This window comes from Enemella dayhoffiae (assembly GCF_002250625.1).
GTDB classification, from domain to species: Bacteria; Actinomycetota; Actinomycetes; order Propionibacteriales; family Propionibacteriaceae; genus Enemella; species Enemella dayhoffiae.
This window is the reverse complement of the sequence record NZ_NMVQ01000001.1, coordinates 1-18,384: the sequence shown is the minus strand read 5'-3', so window position 1 is coordinate 18,384 and position 18,384 is coordinate 1. Positions and strand designations below refer to the sequence as shown.

Genomic DNA, 18,384 nt, shown 5'->3' with positions numbered 1-18,384 from the left:
TTGAGTTTCCAGAGCTGGTCCAGGCGGCAGCACTCGCCGGGGCCCAGATCGTCACCGCACTGGCCGGCGTACCAGCAGCCGCCACTGGGGGAGCGGCCGCTGGATGTGGTGCGGGCCCAGGCGATGGCCGGGATGTACCGGCTGTTCGTCGTCGTGGCCGACCGGTGGGGTGTCGAACGTGGTCAGGACTGGGTCGGCGGCTCGGTGATCATCGGGCCGGACGGCTATCCGCTGGCCGGCCCGGCACCCGGACCGCAGGAGCTGGTGCTGTCCGCCGAGCTCGACCCGGTGCTGGCCGACGACAAGCGGCTGGGCGAACACAACCACGTCTTCGACGACCGCCGTCCGGAGGCATACGGCTGAGGCTGCGGTCTGTGCGACGCCGGGGGTCGGGGGCGTCTGACCTGCAGTCTCCAGAATCGACCATGATCAAACCCAGTGGGACTGGGTTTCGCACGGCACTCCGGGAGGGGACTGCAGGTCAGACGCCACGGCGCCCGTCCAGGCTGAGCTCCGGGGTGGAGCTGCCTCGTCCAATCTGGCAAAATAGACAAGTCGCACGGCGCTGATGGGGCCATCACCCCGGAGCTGCCGGAAGAACGGCGGAGTCCTTCGCACCGCTCACTAGAACCGGCCGCGACGAGCAATGAGTGGGCCCCGGCAGGGGTCAAGTGAGGGTGGTACCGCGGGCCGACGCTCGTCCCTCTTCAGTGAGCTGGACCGAACACCGAAGAGGAATCGCATGACCACCGACACCCCGGGATATCGCGCCGTCGCACCGCAGGTCGACCTGCCGGCGATGGAGCGCGAGGTGCTGCAGCTGTGGGCCGAGCAGGACACGTTCGCCGCCTCGTTGGAGCAGACCGCCGACGGTGACACCTGGACGTTCTATGAGGGGCCGCCGACCGCCAACGGGATGCCCGGCACCCACCACATCGAGGCGCGGGTGTTCAAGGATGTGTTCCCCCGCTTCCGCACCATGCAGGGGCGCCGGGTCGACCGCAAGGCCGGCTGGGACTGCCACGGGCTGCCGGTCGAGCTGGCGGTCGAGAAGGAGCTCGGGATCAACGGCAAGCCCGAGATCGAGGCGTACGGGGTCGAGGCGTTCAACGCGAAGTGCCGCCAGTCGGTGATGCGCCACGTCGACGCGTTCGCCGAGCTGACCACCCGGATGGGTTACTGGGTCAACCTCGACGAGGCGTACTGGACGATGGACTCCAGCTATGTGCAGAGCGAGTGGTGGGCGCTCAAGCGCATCTTCCACAAGGGCTGGCTGACCGAGGACCAGCGGGTCGCCCCCTACTGCCCGCGCTGCGGCACCACCCTGTCCGACCACGAGCTGGCCCAGGGCTATGAGGACACCACCGACACCACCGTGTTCGTGCGGTTCCCGCTGACTTCCGGGCCGTACGCCGGCAGGGCCGACCTGGCCATCTGGACCACCACCCCGTGGACCCTGGTGTCCAACGCCCTGGTCGCCGTCGGGCCCGACATCTCCTACACCGTCGCCACCAAGGAGGGCGAGCGTCCCGTGGTGGTGGCCAGCGAATCGGTCGACTCCGCCCTCGGCGAGGGGTGGGCGGCCACCGACACGTTCACCGGCACCGAGATGGTCGGCTGGGACTACCAGCGCCCGCTCGAGGTGATGGAGCAACCGGGCCGGGCATGGTTCGTGGTGACCGAGGACTACGTCACCACCGGTGAGGGCACCGGGCTGGTGCACCAGTCGATGGCGTTCGGTGAGGACGACTATGTGTCCTGCCGCCGCAACGGCGTGGAGTTCGTCAACCCGATCGGGCCGGACGGGCGTTTCCTTGCCGGCAACGGATTCGTGTCGGGGCTCTTCTTCAAGGACGCCGACCCGGTCATCATCGAGCGGCTGCGGGAGAGCGCGCTGCTGCTGCGCACCCTGGTGCACGAGCACCCCTATCCGCACTGCTGGCGCTGCCACACCCCGCTGCTCTACTATGCCCAGCCGTCCTGGTACATCCGCACCACCCAGTTCAAGGACGCGCTGCTGCGGGAGAACGAGAACACCAACTGGTTCCCCGAAACGATCCAGTGGGGGCGCTATGGCGACTGGCTGAAGAACAACGTCGACTGGGCGCTGTCACGGACCCGCTACTGGGGTACGCCGCTGCCGATCTGGCGCAACGACACCGACCCCAGCAAGGTGATCTGCGTCGGCTCGCTCGAAGAGCTGGGATCCCTGGCCGGCAAGGACCTTTCCGAGCTCGACCCGCACCGGCCATTCATCGACGAGGTCACCTTCACCGTCGACGGCGAGGAGGGCACCTACCGCCGCGTACCGGAGGTGATCGACGCCTGGTTCGACTCCGGATCGATGCCGTTCGCGCAGTGGGGTTATCCGTGGACCGAGGGGTCGCAGGAACTGTTCGAGACCCACTTCCCGGCCGACTTCATCTGCGAGGCCACCGACCAGACCCGCGGCTGGTTCTATTCGCAGATGGCGGTGAACACCGCGGTGTTCGACCAGAACGACTATCGCAACGTGCTCTGCCTGGGCCACATCCTGGCCGAGGACGGCCGCAAGATGTCCAAGCACCTGGGCAACATCCTGGAGCCGATCCCGCTGATGGACGAGCACGGCGCCGACGCGGTGCGCTGGTTCATGGCCTGCTCCGGATCGCCGTGGATGGCCCGCAGGGTTGGACATGCGGCGATCCAGGAGACAGTCCGCAAGGTGCTGCTCACCTACTGGAACACCGTCGCCTTCCAGGCCCTGTACGCCCGGACCAACGACTGGGTGCCCAGCGGCGAGGCTCCCCCGGTCGGGCAGCGGCACGTGCTGGATCGGTGGCTCACCTCGGTCACCCACGTGCTGGTGCGCGAGGTGACCGCGGCGCTGGAGGTGTTCGACACCCAGCGGGTGGGCAGCCTGGTGCAGCAGTTCGTCGACGACCTCTCCAACTGGTACGTCCGCCGGTCCCGCCGCCGGTTCTGGGACGGTGAGCCGGGGGCGTTGTGGACCCTGCACGAGACCCTGCACGTGCTGACCCGGTTGATGGCACCGCTGACCCCGTTCATCACCGAGCGGGTCTGGCAGGATCTGTTCGTGGCCAGCGATCCCGTCGGCTCCGCCTCGGTGCACCTGGCCAGCTGGCCCGAGCTCGACGAGAGCCTGGTCGACGAGGAGCTGGATCAGGCGATGGCGCTCACCGAGCGGCTGGTCGAGCTGGGGCGCGGAGCCCGGGCGGAGGCGCGGGTCAAGGTGCGCCAGCCGCTGTCGCGGGTGCTGGTGCCCTCTGCGGCGTACGCCCGGCTGAGCCCGGAGCTGCGCGCCGAGATCGCCGCCGAGCTCAACGTGGTCACGGTCGAGTCCTTCGGGTCCGCCGGTGACCTGGTCGACTACAGCGCCAAGGGCAACTTCCGCTCACTGGGGAAGCGGTTCGGCAAGCAGACCCCGACGGTCGCCGCCGCGATCGCCGCGGCGGACGCAGCCGAGCTCGCGGAAACCCTGCGTACCCAGGAATCGGTGCGGTTGTCGGTGCCGGAGCTGGGTCCGGATCCGGTCGAGCTGACCGCCGAGGACGTGCTGCTCTCCGAGCGACCGCGGGAGGGGTGGTCGGTGGTCAACGACCAGGGCGAGACGGTGGCGCTCGACCTGGAGATCAGCGAAGAGCTGCGGCTGGCCGGGCTGGCCCGCGAGGTGGTCCGGTTGGTGCAGGAGACCCGCAAGACCAGCGGATTCGACGTCTCGGATCGGATCCGGCTCGAATGGTCCGCCGACGGTGAGCTGGCCGAGGCGATCGAGCGGCATGCCGAGGTGATCGCCGAGGAGGTGCTGGCCACCGAGCTGGTGCGCGGCGATGGCTCGGGCGACGACTGGAACGGTGACCCGGAGCTGGGTCTGGCAGTGCGGGTGCAACGCCGCTGATCGTCAGCCCGCACGCACCTAGCTGCGGGAACGGCGACGGGCCCGGACCCGCTGGAACGCGACGGCTCCTACGACGCCGAGCACCACGACGACGGCGATCACCATCGGCAACCAGACCATGGGGTGGGGCCCTTGCTCGACCATCCGGCCGGGCCCGCCACCGCGGCCGCCGCGCATCGGCGGTCCGTGATGGTGGCCACCGCCGGCGAATGCTCCGAGCAGGCTGCTCAGCGCGAGCAGGGCGAGCACGGTGGTGCCGACCCACCAGGCGACGGGCGGAATCCGGCGTACCGGAGGGACCGCGGCAACCGGTGCGGGCGCCGGCGAGACCGCCGCCACCCGCTGACCGGGGCGCCGACCCGGCAGGTCGACGAACAGCTCCTGCAGCTGCGAGTCATGGCGCGCCCGCAGCGTCCGCTCCACGCGGTCGGTGAACTCGTCGTGATCCAGCCGACCGGCCTCCAGGTGTTCGGTCAACAAGCGGGTGGCGTCGTCGCGCTCGGCGTCACCGATCCGCAGGTCTGGGTTCTCTTGCACCATGGCGTCAGTGTGCACGTTGAACTTGTGAGCACGCTGTGAAAGTGCCGGCCGCTGCGATCAGGGGTTGGCAGCCTGGATCGCGGTCAGCGCGATGGTGTATTCGATGTCCTCCACCAGCGCTCCCCGGGACAGGTCGTTGACCGGGGCGGCGATGCCCTGCAGCATCGGACCCACGCTGATCACCGAGGCGCTGCGCTGAACCGCCTTGTAGGTGGTGTTTCCGGTGTTCAGGTCAGGGAAGATGAACACCGTCGCTCGGCCCGCGACCGGCGAGTCCGGCGCCTTCGACCGGGCCACCGACGCCGTCGTCGCCGCGTCATACTGCAACGGTCCGTCGACCAGCAGATCGGGCCGCAGCTCACGGACCAGCTGGGTCGCCCGGGCCACCTTCTCGACGTCGGCTCCGGTCCCGGAGGTGCCGGTGGAGAAGGAGATCATTGCCACCCGCGGCTCGATCCCGAACGCCCTCGCCGAGTCGGCCGACTGGATCGCGATGTCGGCCAGTTCCTCGGCGTTCGGGTCGGGGTTGATCGCGCAGTCGCCATAGATCACGATCTCGTCGGGCAGCCCCATGAAGAACACCGAGGAGACCAGTTTGGCCCCCGGTTTGGTGCCGAGGATCTGCAGCGCCGGCCGCACCGTGTTGGCGGTCGTGTGCACGGCCCCGGAGACCAGCCCGTCCACCTCACCCAGGTGCACCATGACGGTGCCGAGCACCACGGTGTCGCTGAGCAGGTCACGGGCCTGGTCGGGGGTCAGGCCCTTGTGTCTGCGCTTCTCGACCAGCGCCTCCACATAGCGCTCGTCGATCTCGCGCGGGTCGATGATCTCGATGTCCTCAGGCACCTCCAGGCCGAGTCCGTTGGCGACCGACTCGACCTCGGCCGGGGGAGCCAGCAGCACGCAGCGCGCGATTTTCCTGCGCTGGCAGGCGAAGGCGGCCTCCACGGTGCGCGGCTCGGCCCCCTCGGGCAGCACGATCCGACGGTCGGCCTGCTGCGCGAGCAGGGTCAGCTGCCGGCGGAAGGCGGCCGGGCTCAACCGACGGCGACTGTCGTCGCTGGGCAGCGACCCGAGCCACTGCTCGTCGAAGCCGTCGCGAAAGCGGTCAGTGACCAATCGGGTCCGGGTCTGGTCGTCGGCGGGGATCTCGGTGTCCATCTTGATCACCTTGTCGACGGTGTCGAAGGTGCCCTCGCGGGACATCAGCACCGGCAGGCCGGAATCCAACGCCGGTTGGGAAAGCGCCATCAGCTCAGGATCCGGCGGCACCCCCTTGGTGTGCAGCACGGCGGCGAGCCGGACCCCGCTCATGGTTGCCATCGCCGAGGCCATCACCGCGTCGTGCCGGTCACCGGGGAACACCAGCAGGCGTCCTTCCTGCAGTTCGCCGAGCGCTCCGGGGATGGCCTGGGCGATGATCGTGGTACGCCGGATCCGCCGCTCCTGGTCGCCCGCGTGCAACACCTCCAGCTCGAGTTCCCGGACCAGGTCGGCGACCCGCGGCCAGGTCAGGTCGGCCGAGTCGGCCACGGTGGCCACCACCGGCACCCCGGCCTGGGCGACGGTGTCGGCGTACGCCCGCTGTTCGGTCTCGTCGTGGCTGGGGAAGCGGCTCAGCACCACCCCGAGGACCCGGCTGGACTCGCCCACCGCATAGCTCCCGGCGGCCCCGGTGACCAGCGACTGCAGCGAGTCGCGGTGATGGTCGCGGACCGCGGCGACCAGCAGCACCTCCGCGTCCAGCGCCTGGGCCAGGTCGTGGTTCACCCGCCCCGAATAGGTGAGCTCATCGCTGGGTCGCAGGCCCTCGATGACGACCACATCGTGCTCGCTCAGCACGGCATCGCCGCGGGCCAGCACCTTCTCCATCAGGTCGTCGTCGTCCCCGCGGGACAGGTCGCTCTCCAGCTCCGCCACCGGGATCGGGTCCGGAACGGTGAGCTGGCTGATCATCCGGACGAGCTCGGCGGAGTGGTCGGGACGCCCGGCCCGGTTCTGCGCGAGCGGCTTGAAATAGCCCACGTCGACCCCGCGCTCGTCCAGCGCGGCGACCAGGCCCAGGCAGGTGCCGGTGAGGTCGGCACCGTGGTTGGTGGGCACCACCAGGATCCGTCGGCTCATCAGCGATCACTCCCCTCGGCGGTCGCCAGTCGGTGCGCGTCGCGGGCGATCACCAGTTCCTCGTCGGTGGGCATCACCAGCGCGGTGACCGGGCCCGGTCGGCTGATCACCCCGGCCTGCCCGCCGACGGCGCGACTGTTCGCCGACTCGTCCACCTGCAGCCCGAAGTGGGCCAGCCGGTGCAGCACCCCCGAGCGCAGCCGGGCGTCGTTCTGACCGATCCCGCCGGTGAACACCAGCACGTCGAGGCCGCCGGCGGCGACGGTCAGCGAGGCGATGTACTTGGCGAGCCGATACTCGAACACCTGCAGCGACAGGGTCGCATCGGGGTTCCCGGAGGCGGCGGCCGAGGTCACCTCGCGCATGTCGTTGCTGACCCCCGACAGCCCGAGCAGACCGCTGCGCTTGTTCAGGTCGTTGGTGATCTGGGCCAGGTCGGCGCCGGTGCGGTCCTGCACATAACCCGGCAGGCCGGGGTCGATGTCGCCCGAGCGGGTGCCCATCACCACCCCCTCGAGCGGGGTCAGCCCCATGGAGGTGTCCACGCTCACGCCCTCGCGCAGCGCGGCCAGCGAGCAACCGTTGCCGAGGTGGGCGGTGATCATCCGCAGCTCGCCGAGCGGGCGGCCGAGGTGCTCGGCGGCGGCCTCGGACACGTAGCGGTGACTGGTGCCGTGGAAACCGTAACGCCGCACGCCCAGTTCGGCGTACCACTCGCTCGGCACGGCGTAGCGGTAGGCGACCGGGGGCATGCTCTGGTGGAAGGCGGTGTCGAAGACGCCGACCTGTGGGATGTCGGGCAGCGCCTCGGTGGCGGCCTCGACGCCGGCGATGTTGGCGGGGTTGTGCAGGGGGGCGAGCGGGACGCACTCGTGCACCGCTGCCATGGTGGCCTCGTCCAGCAGCACCGAGGAGGAGAACTTCTCACCGCCGTGCACGACCCGGTGCCCGACCGCGGTGATGCGATGCCCCTGCTCGGCCAACCAGCCCTGCAGGCCGTGCAGCACCCGATTGAGCACGCCCGTGTGGTCGGTTCCGTCGAGGTCGCCCAACTCGCGCCTGCCCTCGGGGAAGTTCACGGTGACCGACGCCTGCGGAGTACCCACCCGCTCGGCCAGCCCGGACAGCAGCCGGCGATCGGTCAACGGGTCATAGAGGGCGAACTTCACCGACGAGCTGCCGCAGTTGAGAACCAGCACGACCGAGGACACGGGGCCACCTTTCCCAGGGCCGGCCGAGTCCGTGGGCGGTCTCTGACCAGCCTGCCGGCTCCCCGGTCAGCCTATCGTGGTGCGCGAGTGGTCATCGACCGAGTTGTCGCTCGAGGTTCTCCACCTGGAGCTTGGCGTCGGCGAGCCCGGCCCCGGTGTACTGCCGATAGAGCTTGATCGCGTAGATCTTCCTGCCCTGACCCAGCTCGGCCTCGATCGCCAGCCGCTGCTCGTGGTTGAGGGCGCGCGGCGCCGGTGGCCCATAAGTGGGGTAGGTCCCGGCCTGACCGCGCCGCATCCGGTCGCGGATGAAATAGGGCCAGACCACCCAGATCCACACCGCCGCGATCGGGATCAGCGGTCCGAGGCGTCCCTTGGAGACGATGTTGGCCGCCACGGCGACGAGGATGATCCACCACTGGGCATACCAGGGTCGTTCGGGGCGCTGGTACGCCGGCGGCGCGGCAGCGTAGGGGGCGGGCTGCTGGCCGCCCGCCTGGTAGTGCGCCGGGTCGACGTCGCTCACCGGGGCCGTGGGAGCGCTCGGATCACCGGGTCGGCGGCCGGGCAGGTCGGTGAACAGGTCCCGCAGCTCCTGCTGGGTGCGGGCCTGCAGCGCCCGGGAGATCCGTTCGTCGAACTCGGCGTGATCCAGCCGGCCCGCCGCCAGATGATCCTGGAGCAGCGAGATGGCGTCGTCGCGGTCGGCGTCCCCGGCCCGGAGGTTGTCCGTCTCCTCGCTCATGGCGACAACCCTAGTCGTGGCCGTGTCGTGCCCAACAGAGCTCGGGGTGGCGGCTCGCCCCTGGGCGCGTCTGGCAGGGTGGCGTGGGACCAGCTGGTGGCTGACAGTGGCGCCGACGGACGAGAGAACCCCCTGTGACCGTAGAGATCCCGGACCATCTGACCGACTTCGCCCCCTCGCACAACACGCTGCCGCCGCGCGCGGCGCTGTCCTCCGATGCCCCGCGGATGACCCTGGACGGCAGCTGGCGGTTCCGCTGGTCGCCGACACCGGGGCGGGCCACTCCCGGGTTCGAGCTGCCCGACTTCGACGACGGCGATTGGCACCGGCTGCCCGTTCCCTCCTGCTGGCAGTTGACCGACATCACCGAGCGGTGGCCGGGCCACGACCACCTCGGCTTGGACCTGCCGGCGTACACGAACGTGGTCTATCCGTTTCCGGTGGACCCGCCGCACCTGCCCGAGGAGAACCCGACCGGTGAATACCGGCGAACTTTTGCGGTGGGCAAGGAGTTTCTCGCCGCCGCCGACCGGGCGGTGCTGCGGTTCGAGGGCGTCGACTCCAGCTTCTCCTGCTATCTGAACGGCCACCGGCTGGGGGATGCGACCGGGTCGCGGCTGGTCAGCGAGTTCGACGTCACCGACCACCTGGCGGCCGGGGAGAACGTGCTGGACCCCGACCGAGCTGGCCGAGGCCGAGCACGCCGATGAACTGGTGGCGCGCGAATGGCACTGGCTCCACCTCGACGTGGCGGTGCACCCGCTCGGGTCGGCCGCCTGCGGGCCACCACCGCTGCCCGAGCGGTGGCTGCGGCCGCAGGAGTTCCAGCTGGGGTTGACCTTTCGGCGGGATCAGACCGGGGCGGCCGGGGGATAGCTGACCCCGAGCTGGTCCAGCACCTCGGCCATCATCTGCTGCACGGTCACCGTGTCGGACAGCGGCATCACGGTGCTCTCGGTGCGGCCGCCGGACAGGCACTCGTTCACCTCGATGAACTCGTGGCAGTAACCGCGGCCGGTGGGCGGCAGATCCAGCTCGTACGCCTCCGCGTCCACCGGCGTGACCCGCAGCCGGGTGGGGTGGTGGAAGCGCGGCATCAGCTCGATCGACCCCCTGGTGCCGATCAGCACGGCCCGGCCGGGTGAGCTGACGTCGAACCCGGCGGTGACCGCGCCCACCCGGCCGCCGGAATAGCGCAGCAGCGCGCCCAGGCTCAGGTCGACCCCGTTGGGCGCCAGCCCGCCGTGCGCGGCGATCGAGTCCGGCGTACCCAGGAAGTGCTGGGCGATGGACAGCACGTACACCCCCAGGTCGAGGGTCGCCCCGCCGCCCAGCTGCGGGTCGAACAGGCGGTCGCTCGGGTCATAGGCGCGGTACGCCCCCAGGTCGGCCTGCACCTGGCGTACCTCACCGATCGTGCCCTCGGCCACCAGCCGGCGGGCCTCGACCACGGCGGGCTGGAAGCGGGTCCACATCGCCTCCATGCAGAACACCCCGGCGGTCCGGGCCGCGGTGACCACCTCCTCGGTGTCGGCCACCGTGGCGGTGAACGCCTTCTCCACCAGGGTGGCCTTTCCGGCGGCGATGCAGTCCAGGGCGAGCTGCTTGTGCTGCGGGTGCGGCGTACCCAGATAGACCGCGTCCACGTCGTCGGCGGTGACCAGGTCGGCATAGCTCAGCCCACGGGCGCCGCCGAAGCGCGCCCCGAACTCGGCGGCGCGACCGGCGTCGCGGGATCCGATGGCGACCAGCTCGGCATCCGGAACGTTCACGAAATCCTCGGCAACGACCTCGGCGATCCGGCCGGTGCCGGCGATGGCCCAACGAACAGTCATGGCACCGACGCTACCCGGGGTGTCCGTCACTTCGCCACGGACCACCGTCGGGGCGTCGCTGCGGCTAGGCTGTCCGACGGCGCAGCAGTCTTCGAGAGGGAGTGACGTGACCCGGGTAGTGCAGAAGTTTGGTGGGTCGTCGGTGGCCGATGCCGACAGCATCAAGCGTGTCGCGAAGCGGGTGCTGGCGACCAAGCAGGCCGGCCATGACGTGTGCGTGGTGATCTCGGCGATGGGGGACACCACCGACGAGCTGATGGACCTGGCGCTGCAGGTGTCGCCCATCCCCAAGCCGCGCGAGCTGGACATGCTCCTCACCACCGGCGAGCGGCAGAGTGCCGCGCTGCTGGCGATGGCGCTGGCCGATCTCGGCGCGGAGGCCCGTTCCTACACCGGGTCGCAGGCCGGGGTGATCACCACCGGCAAGCACGGCGACGCCCGGATCATCGACATCACCCCGGGCCGGGTGACCAGCGCCCTGGACGAGGGGTCGATCGTCATCGTCGCCGGCTTCCAGGGGGTCTCCCAGGACACCAAGGACATCACCACCCTCGGCCGTGGCGCCTCCGACACCACCGCCGTCGCCCTGGCCGCCGCGCTGGGGGCGGACCACTGCGAGATCTACACCGACGTGGACGGCATCTTCACCGCCGACCCGCGGATCTGCCCGGCGGCCCGCCAGGTGCCGGAGATCTCGTACGAAGAGATGATGGAGATGGCGGCGAGCGGGGCGAAGGTGCTGCACCTGCGCTGCGTCGAGTACGCCCGGCGGGAGAACGTGCGCGTGCACGTCCGCTCCTCCTTCTCCGACCGCTCCGGCACCTGGGTCAAGGACCTCAACGACATCAACCCGCTGACCGACAAGGATGGAAACCCGATGGAACAGGCCATCATCTCCGGCGTCGCCCACGACCGCGGCGAGGCCAAGATCACCATCGTCGGCGTACCCGACCAGGTCGGGGTCGCCGCGCGCATCTTCGACGAGATCGCCTCGGCGGGCATCAACATCGACATGATCGTGCAGAACCAGTCGCGGGTGTCCACCTCGCGGACCGACATCTCCTTCACCCTGCCCAAGACCGAGGGCCGCAACGCGATGCAACGGCTCAACGACATCAAGGAGCGGATCGGTTTCGAGGAGCTGCTCTTCGACGACCAGATCGGCAAGGTGTCCATCGTCGGTGTCGGGATGAAGTCCCACCCCGGCGTCACCGCCAAGTTCTTCCGCGCGCTGGCCGACGCCGACGTCAACCTGGACATGATCTCCACTTCCGAGATCCGGATCTCGGTCGTGGTGAACGCCGAGGCCGTCGACCGGGCGGTCCGGGCGGCGCACACCGCCTTCGGTCTGGACGCCGACGGCGAGGCCGTGGTGTACGCCGGGACCGGCCGCTGACGCGGTCGGCCCCTACCCTTGGGCATGACGCTCTCACAGCTGGGGTTGCTCAGCTCGATCATCTCGATCGTGTTCCTGGTGCTCGGACTGGCCGTGGTGGTGTTCGGGGTGATCAAGACCACCGGCATCACGCGCACCCTGCTGGTGGTGGCCGGCGGGTTGATGGTGTTCGAGCGGCTGCTGTTCCTGGTCTATCCGTTCCTGCTGAAGGGCGGCGGTCGGGACGCGCTTGTCGTGGCGCCCACGCTGATCGGCGGGGTGATCGGGCTGGCCATCACCGTGTGCATGGTGCTGGCCGCGATCAGGCCCGGCGAGCAGCGAGCCGCCGCACGCAGTCCGCAGGACCCCGGCCCGAGCCAGTCATCGGCGTACCCGCAGGCGCCGCAGCAGCAGAGCCAGGCGTACCCACAGCAGAATCAGCAGCAGTGGCCGCCGCAGCAGTATCCGAACTGAATCCGCTCAGCCGAGTCGGCTGATCAGCTCCGGCTCGGTCTTGTCGCGGATCTCGTCCTCGGTGACCTCGGGGGCCAGCTCGACCAGCACCAGGCCCTCGTCGGTGACGTCGATGACGCCCAGGTCGGAGATGATCCGCTGCACCACACCCTTGCCGGTGTAGGGCAGCGAGCACTCGTTGACCACCTTGTAGGAGCCGTCCTTGGCGACGTGCTCCATCAGCACGATCACCTTCTTGGCGCCGTGCACCAGGTCCATCGCCCCGCCGGGGCCCTTCACCATCTTGCCGGGGATCATCCAGTTGGCGATGTCGCCGTCCTTGGACACCTGCATCGCACCGAGGATGGCGGCGTCGATCTTGCCGCCGCGGATCATCCCGAAACTGAGCGCCGAGTCGAACAGCGAGGCGCCGCGGCGCAGCGTCACGGTTTCCTTGCCGGCGTTGATCAGGTCGGCGTCCTCCTCGCCCTCGATCGGGTACGCCCCGGTGCCGAGGATGCCGTTCTCGGACTGCAGCACCAGCTCCACGTCGTCGTCGACATAGTTGGGTACCAGCGTCGGCAGGCCGATGCCGAGGTTGACATAGGAGCCGTCCTCCAGCTCCTGGGCGGCACGGGCGGCCATCTGCTCACGGGACCAGGGCATCTCAGGCCTCCTGCTGCTCGTTGCCGGACTTGTCGTTGCCGGACTTGTCGTCGCCGGACTGGTCGTCACGGGGGCGGACGGTGGTCTTCTCGATCCGCTTGTCGGCGGCCTGCTCGGCCGACAGCGGTACAACCTTGTGCACGAACACCCCGGGGGTGTGGATCTGGGCGGGGTCGAGCTCGCCGGGCTCGACCAGCTCCTCCACCTCGGCGATGGTGACCCGGCCGGCCATGGCGCAGACGGGGTTGAAGTTCTGCGCGGCCTCGCGATAGATCAGGTTGCCGTGCCGGTCGCCCTTCCAGGCGCGGACCAGGCCGAAGTCGGAGACGATCGCCTCCTCGAGCACGAACTCCTTCTCCCCCTCGGCGGTGGCGAAGCTGCGGGTTTCCTTGGCGGGGGAGGATTTCACCACGTTGCCGTCGGTGTCATAGCGCCACGGCAGGCCGCCCTCGGCGACCTGGGTGCCGACGCCGGTGGCGGTATAGAAGGCGGGGATGCCGCAGCCGCCGGCCCGCATCCGCTCGGCCAGGGTGCCCTGCGGGGTCAACTCGACCTCGAGCTCGCCGTGCAGGTATTGCCGCGCGAACTCCTTGTTCTCACCGACATAGGAGGCGATGATCCGGCTGATCCGCTTGTCGGCGAGGAGAATGCCGAGACCCCAGTCGTCGACGCCGCAGTTGTTGGAGACCACCTCGAGGTCGTCGGCGCCCGCGTCATGCAGAGCCCGGATCAGCACCATCGGGATCCCGCACAACCCGAACCCACCGACCGTGAGCCGTGAACCGCTCCTGATCTCGGCAACCGCCTCGGCCGCCGAACGGACCACCTTGTCCATGCCAACTCCCTTCGACTGGACAGGACTCTAACGCGCCGCGGTCACACGTGGGTGGGCAGGTCGTCGCCGAGGGTAACCCTCACCCGGAGACCTCACCGCTGTGGACCGAGTGCCGGCTGAACCTGAACGGGGTCAACGTCATCTGGCCGGCGCGGAACCGGACGATCACCGTGGTCAACGGCACCGGAGGCTCCTACGCCAACCTGAAGTTCTTCGTCCGCCGGAACTCCGGCTGCGGTTATGACCAGCTCGTCGACGCCGGGGCGCGGGTCGGCTATGCCGGGATCGCCGACGGGGTGACCCGGATGCAGGGTTCGGGCACCACCCCGGCGGGCACACCCTCTCCGAGGCGTACGGGTCGGGACCGAACCCGGGCAGCGGGCTGCCGTGGCGGACGCACAACTCGACCGACCGGTGGGTGATGGACTCCGCGTCGGCCTACTACAACACCTTCCGCAACCCGAGCCAGGGCGGTTTCTCCACCGTCGACAACGAGCCGCTGGCGGATTCGCCGGTGGAGTTCGAATATTTCATCCCGGTCAACTTCAACCGCGCCCCCGACTTCGTGCGGCGCGATCGAGGCGCCGGGATCTTCCTGCACGTGCACGGGCCCGGCGCCACCGCTGGCTGCATCTCGCTCACGCGCGGTGAGATCCTCACCGTGCTGCGCAACGTGCGCACTTGGGACACCATCACCATCGCCCCCTGAGCGCTCCACCCCGCGTACCGAACGTCACCTCGCGTGATGAGTTCCACTTCGCGGAGTGCCGGTGACACGCGAGGTGACGTTCGCCACGCGAGGTGACGTTCGCCACGCGAGGTGACACTCAGTCCGCTAGGTGGGCGAGGAACACCACCAAAAGGAAGAAGCCCCGAGACATCTGAGCGATGTCCCGAGGCTTCCCAGGTGTCGGGGTGACAGGATTTGAACCTGCGACCTCGTCGTCCCGAACGACGCGCGCTACCAAGCTGCGCCACACCCCGATGCCCTTAGCGAGACCGCTCCGGACACCCGATGAATGATAGACCCCAAGGCGTACGCCCGCCAAACCAGTTCGCGAGTTCGCGTACGCCGCCTCAGCCGCGCGGGGTGAGGGTGAGCAGGCTGGCCTCGGGGCGACAGGCGAACCGATACGGCGCGAACGGGGAGGTGCCCAATCCGGCCGACACGTGCATCGCCGAGGTGTGGCCGGCGGCGGTGTGCGTGGAGACCCCCTTGACCCGCTTGGTGTCGAGGTCGCAGTTGGTGGTCAATGCGCCCAGCCCGGGCACGCACACCTGTCCGCCGTGGGTGTGGCCGGCCAGGATCACGTCCATCCGGTCGGCGGCGAACGCGTCCAGCAGCCGCAGATAGGGGGCGTGGGTGACGGCCAGATTCAACGTGGCCGACGGGTCGGCGGGACCGGCGACCCGCGCATAGTCGTCACGCTCCAGGTGACCGTCGTCGGTGCCGCGGAACGCGAACGGCATCCCCCTGATCGTCAGGGTCTCGCGGCGGTGGGTGAGGTCGGTCCAACCGGCCGTGCGGAACGCCTGCCCCAGCTCTCGCCAGGGAAGTTCCCGCTCGGGATGGTCCTCCGGCTGCGGCGGTCGGCTGGGGCCGGCGAGATAACCCAGCGGGTTCTTCAGCCGGGGGGCCAGATAGTCGTTCGACCCCCACACGAACACCCCGGGGCGCTCCAGCAGCGGCCCGAACGCCTCCAGCACCCGCTTCCAGGCGGTGGGGTGGGAGTGGTTGTCGCCGGTGTTCACCACCAGGTCAGGGTTCAACCGGTCCAGCGACCGGACCCACTCCACCTTCTTCTCCTGCCGCGGCAGCAGGTGCAGGTCGGAGACGTGCAGCACCCGGACGGGATCGGCGCCGACCGGGAGCACCGGCAGCGTGAACTCCCGCAGCGCGTACGCCCGGGCTTCGACGAGCGCACCGTAGGCGACGCAGCCCGCGCCCGCGCCGAGCACGCCCAACGCGGAACCGGCGACCCGGTTCACGGCTTCTTGGTCGGCTTGCTGAAGGTCGCGGCCGGCGGAGCGGGCGCCGGGGCCGGAGCAGGCGGCGGCGCGGGCGCGGGCGCCGGAGCGGGGGCCGGAGCCGGCGGGGGAGCAGCCGGTGCCTTGGTCTGGGCCGGGGCCTGGGTCTGCTTGGGCTGCGCCTGCGGTGCCGGGCCCGAGGAATAGACCAGGTTGATCGTCGACCCCATCGGCGCGCTGCCGTAGCGGCTCAGCCCCAGATAGGTGCCCGACGGGCTGCTGTCGGACTTGGTGGAGCGACCGACGGTGAAGCCGGCGTCCTCCAGGGCGGCCTTGGCGGCGTCCGGGCTCATCCCCTTGACCGACGGGATCGCGACCGGCTTGCCCTCGGTGACGTCCTTGGTGACCTCGCCGAACTTGGTCTTCGGCTTGCCCTCGAGCGCCTTGGACATGGACGGGACGTAGATGTCCTGGCCGGCGTCACCGCCACCGGACCCCTCCATCGAATACTTCGAGGCCGGCAGGGTGATGCCCTTCAGTGTCGGCTTGCGGTCATAGCCGTTGGCCCACTGCTTCGACTTCCAGTAGGGGTGGGTCTTGTCGATCGCGATCATCGCGGTGCCGGCCACCTCGGGGGTGTAGCCGGCGAACCAGACCGCCTGGTTGGCGTCGGTGGTACCGGTCTTGCCGGCCTGCGGATAACCGCCGGGGATGGTGGCGCGGGCGCCGGTGCCGCTCATCACCCGCTGCAGCAGGGAGTTCATCCCGGAGGCGACCTGCGGGGTGATCACCTGTTTGCAGTTCGCGCCCTGCACGGGGATGTCCTTGCCGGACTTGTCGGTGATCTTTTTCAGGATGATCGGGTCGCAGTGCTTGCCGCCGGAGGCGAAGGTGGCGTACGCCTCGGTCACCGACAGCGGGGTGACCTCGGCCGAACCCAGGGTGAACGACGGGATCGCGTTGAACTGCTCCACGATGTTGCCCTTGGAACCGAGCTTGACGCCCAGTTTCTCGGCCATCTTGGTGGTCTCGCAGCCGCCCACGTCCATGATCAGCTGCACGAAGTAGGTATTCACCGAGTACGCCGCGGCCCGGTACATGTCCATCACACCGTTGGTGCCGGTGGAGTTCTTCACCGTCCAGTTTCCGTAGACCTTCTCGTTGCCGCGGCAGGACTTGTACTTCTTGCCGCCGAACTCCATCGAGGCGGGCGCGTTGTAGGTCTTGGACAGCGGCATCCCCTCTTCCAGGGCCGCCGCCGCGGTGAACGCCTTGAAGGTGGAGCCGGCCTGATAGCCCTCGGCACCGCCCATGTCGTTGTCGCTGGTGGAGCCGCCCACGGAATAGTTGTAGTAGGACTCGCCGGCACCGGCGTTGTTGCCCATCACCGGACGGTTCTGCGCCATGGCCAGGATCAGACCGGTGCCCGGCTTCAGCATCGTCATGGTGGCGATCACCGGGTCACGGGGGTCGATCCGGCGGCCGATCGCCTTCTCGGCGGCGTCCTGGGTCTTCGGGTCGATCTCGGTCTCGATGGTCAGCCCGCCGCGCTTGAGGGCGTCCAGCCGCTCCTCGGGGGTGTTGCCGAGCGAGGGCATCTTCTGCAGCGAGCGCTTCACATAGTCGCAGAGGAAGGGGTAGCGGGTGCCGACGCAGCCGTTGGGGGAACGCTGCACCTTCGAGGCGTCGAAGGTCACCTTCTTGGCGGCGTCCGCGTCGGCGTGGTTGACGATGTTGAGCTCGGCCATCCGGTTCAGCACCACGTTGCGGCGCTCGGTGGCAATCCGCGGATAGTTCACCGGATCGGTCGCGACCGGGTTCTGCACCAGACCCGCCAGCATCGCGGACTGCTCCAGGTTGAGGTCCTTGGCGGCGGTGTTGAAGTAGTGGCGCCCGGCCTGCTCCACGCCGTAGGTGCCGTCGCCGTAATAGGCGATGTTCAGGTAGCGCTCCAGGATCTGGTCCTTGGAGAGCCGCTTCTCCAGGGCGATCGCATAGCGGAGCTCCTGGATCTTCCGCGACACGGTGGGGGCCTGCGCGGCCATCTTGGCCACCTCATCACCACGCTGGTTGGCGGACTGCACCTGGACCTGCTTGACATACTGCTGAGTCAGCGAGGAACCGCCCTGGGTGCCGCTCGAGGAGGACGAGTTGCGGACCAGCGCGCGCAGGGTGGCGCGGGTGTCCAGAGCACCGTGCTCATAGAAGCGATGGTCCTCGATCGCCACCTGCGCCTTGCGCATCAGCGGGTTGATCTCCTCCAGCGGCTTGTAGATCCGGTTCTCTTCCCAGAAGGTGGCCAGCACCTCACCGTTGGCCATCAGCACCTTGGACTGCTGCGCCTGCGGCGGCGTCTCCAGCTCCGCGGGGAGGTTGTCCATGCCCGTTGCGACGGCCTTGGTGGCCGCCCCCGCCATGCCGGCGAAGGGGATGAACAGACCGGCCACCAGCAGGCCAGCGAAAACGCTGACCACCAGGAACATGATGGCGCGATAGAGCAGACTTCCTGCGCGCGCAGAGGACTTGGCCATGGCGGACAGCCTACGTGAACGGACAAGCGGATCGAAAAACCACGCGCGCCGCGCGCCCGGGCGGGGCCACCCTAGCTGTACCCGGCCATCAGGTTGGTAGCCGGCTGATCGGTGGTTTGCCTCCGAGTGCGCTGTGGCATCGTTCAGTGTTGTAGTGCTCGAGCCAAGGGGCAAGTGCGGCGGCACGTTCGGTGTTGCTGGTG

At 69.2% G+C, this 18,384-nt stretch carries 18 protein-coding genes and 1 tRNA gene; 8 read left to right on the top strand and 11 right to left on the bottom strand.

Annotated elements, in window-relative coordinates; genetic code table 11:
- Both CGZ93_RS19150 and ileS read left to right on the top strand, forming a co-directional pair.
- Positions 1 to 363 (top strand): carbon-nitrogen hydrolase family protein, encoded by a 363-nt coding sequence (locus tag CGZ93_RS19150; protein ID WP_229117084.1) that lies wholly within the window; start codon positions 1 to 3, stop codon positions 361 to 363.
- 379 nt (positions 364 to 742) lie between these two features.
- Entirely contained in the window at positions 743 to 3,898 is a 3,156-nt protein-coding gene (gene ileS, locus CGZ93_RS00090) for an isoleucine--tRNA ligase (protein ID WP_094362132.1), read from the top strand.
- An 18-nt stretch (positions 3,899 to 3,916) separates the two neighbouring features.
- Here ileS and CGZ93_RS00085 read toward each other — a convergent pair whose 3' ends face one another.
- From CGZ93_RS00085 to CGZ93_RS00070, 4 genes are all read right to left on the bottom strand, one after another.
- Positions 3,917 to 4,438 (bottom strand): DUF1707 SHOCT-like domain-containing protein, encoded by a 522-nt coding sequence (locus CGZ93_RS00085; RefSeq protein ID WP_094362131.1) that lies wholly within the window; start codon positions 4,436 to 4,438, stop codon positions 3,917 to 3,919.
- Positions 4,439 to 4,495: 57 nt separating this feature from the next.
- Complete coding sequence (gene pta / locus CGZ93_RS00080) at positions 4,496 to 6,562, bottom strand: phosphate acetyltransferase (RefSeq protein ID WP_094362130.1); 2,067 nt, start codon at positions 6,560 to 6,562, stop codon at positions 4,496 to 4,498.
- Positions 6,562 to 7,773, bottom strand: coding sequence for an acetate/propionate family kinase (locus CGZ93_RS00075; RefSeq protein WP_094362129.1), 1,212 nt, complete (start codon positions 7,771 to 7,773; stop codon positions 6,562 to 6,564). Before CGZ93_RS00075 ends, pta begins: the two co-directional genes overlap by 1 nt.
- A gap of 91 nt (positions 7,774 to 7,864) precedes the next feature.
- On the bottom strand, positions 7,865 to 8,518 hold the full coding sequence (locus CGZ93_RS00070) for a DUF1707 SHOCT-like domain-containing protein (RefSeq protein WP_094362128.1): 654 nt from the start codon (positions 8,516 to 8,518) through the stop codon (positions 7,865 to 7,867).
- A 134-nt stretch (positions 8,519 to 8,652) separates the two neighbouring features.
- Here CGZ93_RS00070 and CGZ93_RS00065 point away from each other — a divergent pair, with 134 nt between their 5' ends.
- Positions 8,653 to 9,228 carry a sugar-binding domain-containing protein gene (locus CGZ93_RS00065; protein ID WP_094362127.1) on the top strand — a complete coding sequence of 192 codons (576 nt, stop codon included), beginning with the start codon at positions 8,653 to 8,655 and terminating at the stop codon, positions 9,226 to 9,228.
- Entirely contained in the window at positions 9,119 to 9,394 is a 276-nt protein-coding gene (locus tag CGZ93_RS19935) for a beta-galactosidase small subunit-related protein (protein WP_094362126.1), read from the top strand. The genes CGZ93_RS00065 and CGZ93_RS19935 overlap by 110 nt, the downstream gene beginning before the upstream one ends.
- Here CGZ93_RS19935 and CGZ93_RS00055 read toward each other — a convergent pair.
- Positions 9,370 to 10,353 carry a Gfo/Idh/MocA family protein gene (locus tag CGZ93_RS00055; RefSeq protein ID WP_094362125.1) on the bottom strand — a complete coding sequence of 328 codons (984 nt, stop codon included), beginning with the start codon at positions 10,351 to 10,353 and terminating at the stop codon, positions 9,370 to 9,372. The two genes, CGZ93_RS19935 and CGZ93_RS00055, sit on opposite strands and share 25 nt — an antisense overlap.
- Before the next feature lie 106 nt (positions 10,354 to 10,459).
- Here CGZ93_RS00055 and CGZ93_RS00050 point away from each other — a divergent pair, with 106 nt between their 5' ends.
- Positions 10,460 to 11,749, top strand: coding sequence for an aspartate kinase (locus CGZ93_RS00050; RefSeq protein ID WP_094362124.1), 1,290 nt, complete (start codon positions 10,460 to 10,462; stop codon positions 11,747 to 11,749).
- A gap of 24 nt (positions 11,750 to 11,773) precedes the next feature.
- Positions 11,774 to 12,202: a hypothetical protein gene (locus CGZ93_RS00045; RefSeq protein WP_094362123.1), complete on the top strand. Its 429-nt coding sequence runs from the start codon at positions 11,774 to 11,776 to the stop codon at positions 12,200 to 12,202.
- 6 nt (positions 12,203 to 12,208) lie between these two features.
- On the opposite strand, the gene CGZ93_RS00040 is transcribed toward CGZ93_RS00045, so the two are convergent.
- Both CGZ93_RS00040 and CGZ93_RS00035 read right to left on the bottom strand, forming a co-directional pair.
- Entirely contained in the window at positions 12,209 to 12,847 is a 639-nt protein-coding gene (locus tag CGZ93_RS00040) for a 3-oxoacid CoA-transferase subunit B (protein ID WP_094362122.1), read from the bottom strand.
- A 1-nt stretch (position 12,848) separates the two neighbouring features.
- Positions 12,849 to 13,682: a CoA transferase subunit A gene (locus CGZ93_RS00035; protein ID WP_094362121.1), complete on the bottom strand. Its 834-nt coding sequence runs from the start codon at positions 13,680 to 13,682 to the stop codon at positions 12,849 to 12,851.
- Between the two features lie 47 nt (positions 13,683 to 13,729).
- Between CGZ93_RS00035 and CGZ93_RS00030 the strand changes: the two genes are divergently transcribed.
- On the top strand, positions 13,730 to 14,104 hold the full coding sequence (locus CGZ93_RS00030) for a hypothetical protein (RefSeq protein WP_094362120.1): 375 nt from the start codon (positions 13,730 to 13,732) through the stop codon (positions 14,102 to 14,104).
- Positions 14,104 to 14,391, top strand: coding sequence for a hypothetical protein (locus tag CGZ93_RS00025; RefSeq protein ID WP_094362119.1), 288 nt, complete (start codon positions 14,104 to 14,106; stop codon positions 14,389 to 14,391). Before CGZ93_RS00030 ends, CGZ93_RS00025 begins: the two co-directional genes overlap by 1 nt.
- Positions 14,392 to 14,592: 201 nt before the next feature.
- Here the strand turns inward: CGZ93_RS00025 and CGZ93_RS00020 are convergent.
- From CGZ93_RS00020 to CGZ93_RS00005, 4 genes are all read right to left on the bottom strand, one after another.
- A tRNA-Pro gene (locus CGZ93_RS00020) sits at positions 14,593 to 14,666 on the bottom strand.
- A 93-nt stretch (positions 14,667 to 14,759) separates the two neighbouring features.
- Positions 14,760 to 15,671 (bottom strand): metallophosphoesterase, encoded by a 912-nt coding sequence (locus tag CGZ93_RS00015; protein ID WP_094362118.1) that lies wholly within the window; start codon positions 15,669 to 15,671, stop codon positions 14,760 to 14,762.
- Positions 15,668 to 18,181 carry a transglycosylase domain-containing protein gene (locus CGZ93_RS00010; RefSeq protein ID WP_094362117.1) on the bottom strand — a complete coding sequence of 838 codons (2,514 nt, stop codon included), beginning with the start codon at positions 18,179 to 18,181 and terminating at the stop codon, positions 15,668 to 15,670. Before CGZ93_RS00010 ends, CGZ93_RS00015 begins: the two co-directional genes overlap by 4 nt.
- Before the next feature lie 88 nt (positions 18,182 to 18,269).
- A partial coding sequence (locus CGZ93_RS00005; RefSeq protein WP_141211006.1) for an integrase core domain-containing protein occupies positions 18,270 to 18,384 on the bottom strand: 115 nt, incomplete at its 5' end.

Bases quoted from the DNA above. Each gene is read 5' to 3' on its own strand.
- ileS (WP_094362132.1), top strand. From the start codon at position 743: ATGACCACCGACACCCCGGGATATCGCGCCGTCGCACCGCAGGTCGAC.
- CGZ93_RS00085 (WP_094362131.1), bottom strand. From the start codon at position 4,438: ATGGTGCAAGAGAACCCAGACCTGCGGATCGGTGACGCCGAGCGCGAC.
- pta (WP_094362130.1), bottom strand. From the start codon at position 6,562: ATGAGCCGACGGATCCTGGTGGTGCCCACCAACCACGGTGCCGACCTC.
- CGZ93_RS00070 (WP_094362128.1), bottom strand. From the start codon at position 8,518: ATGAGCGAGGAGACGGACAACCTCCGGGCCGGGGACGCCGACCGCGAC.
- CGZ93_RS19935 (WP_094362126.1), top strand. From the start codon at position 9,119: ATGCGACCGGGTCGCGGCTGGTCAGCGAGTTCGACGTCACCGACCACC.
- CGZ93_RS00055 (WP_094362125.1), bottom strand. From the start codon at position 10,353: ATGACTGTTCGTTGGGCCATCGCCGGCACCGGCCGGATCGCCGAGGTC.
- CGZ93_RS00045 (WP_094362123.1), top strand. From the start codon at position 11,774: ATGACGCTCTCACAGCTGGGGTTGCTCAGCTCGATCATCTCGATCGTG.
- CGZ93_RS00040 (WP_094362122.1), bottom strand. From the start codon at position 12,847: ATGCCCTGGTCCCGTGAGCAGATGGCCGCCCGTGCCGCCCAGGAGCTG.
- CGZ93_RS00035 (WP_094362121.1), bottom strand. From the start codon at position 13,682: ATGGACAAGGTGGTCCGTTCGGCGGCCGAGGCGGTTGCCGAGATCAGG.
- CGZ93_RS00025 (WP_094362119.1), top strand. From the start codon at position 14,104: ATGGACTCCGCGTCGGCCTACTACAACACCTTCCGCAACCCGAGCCAG.
- CGZ93_RS00010 (WP_094362117.1), bottom strand. From the start codon at position 18,181: ATGGCCAAGTCCTCTGCGCGCGCAGGAAGTCTGCTCTATCGCGCCATC.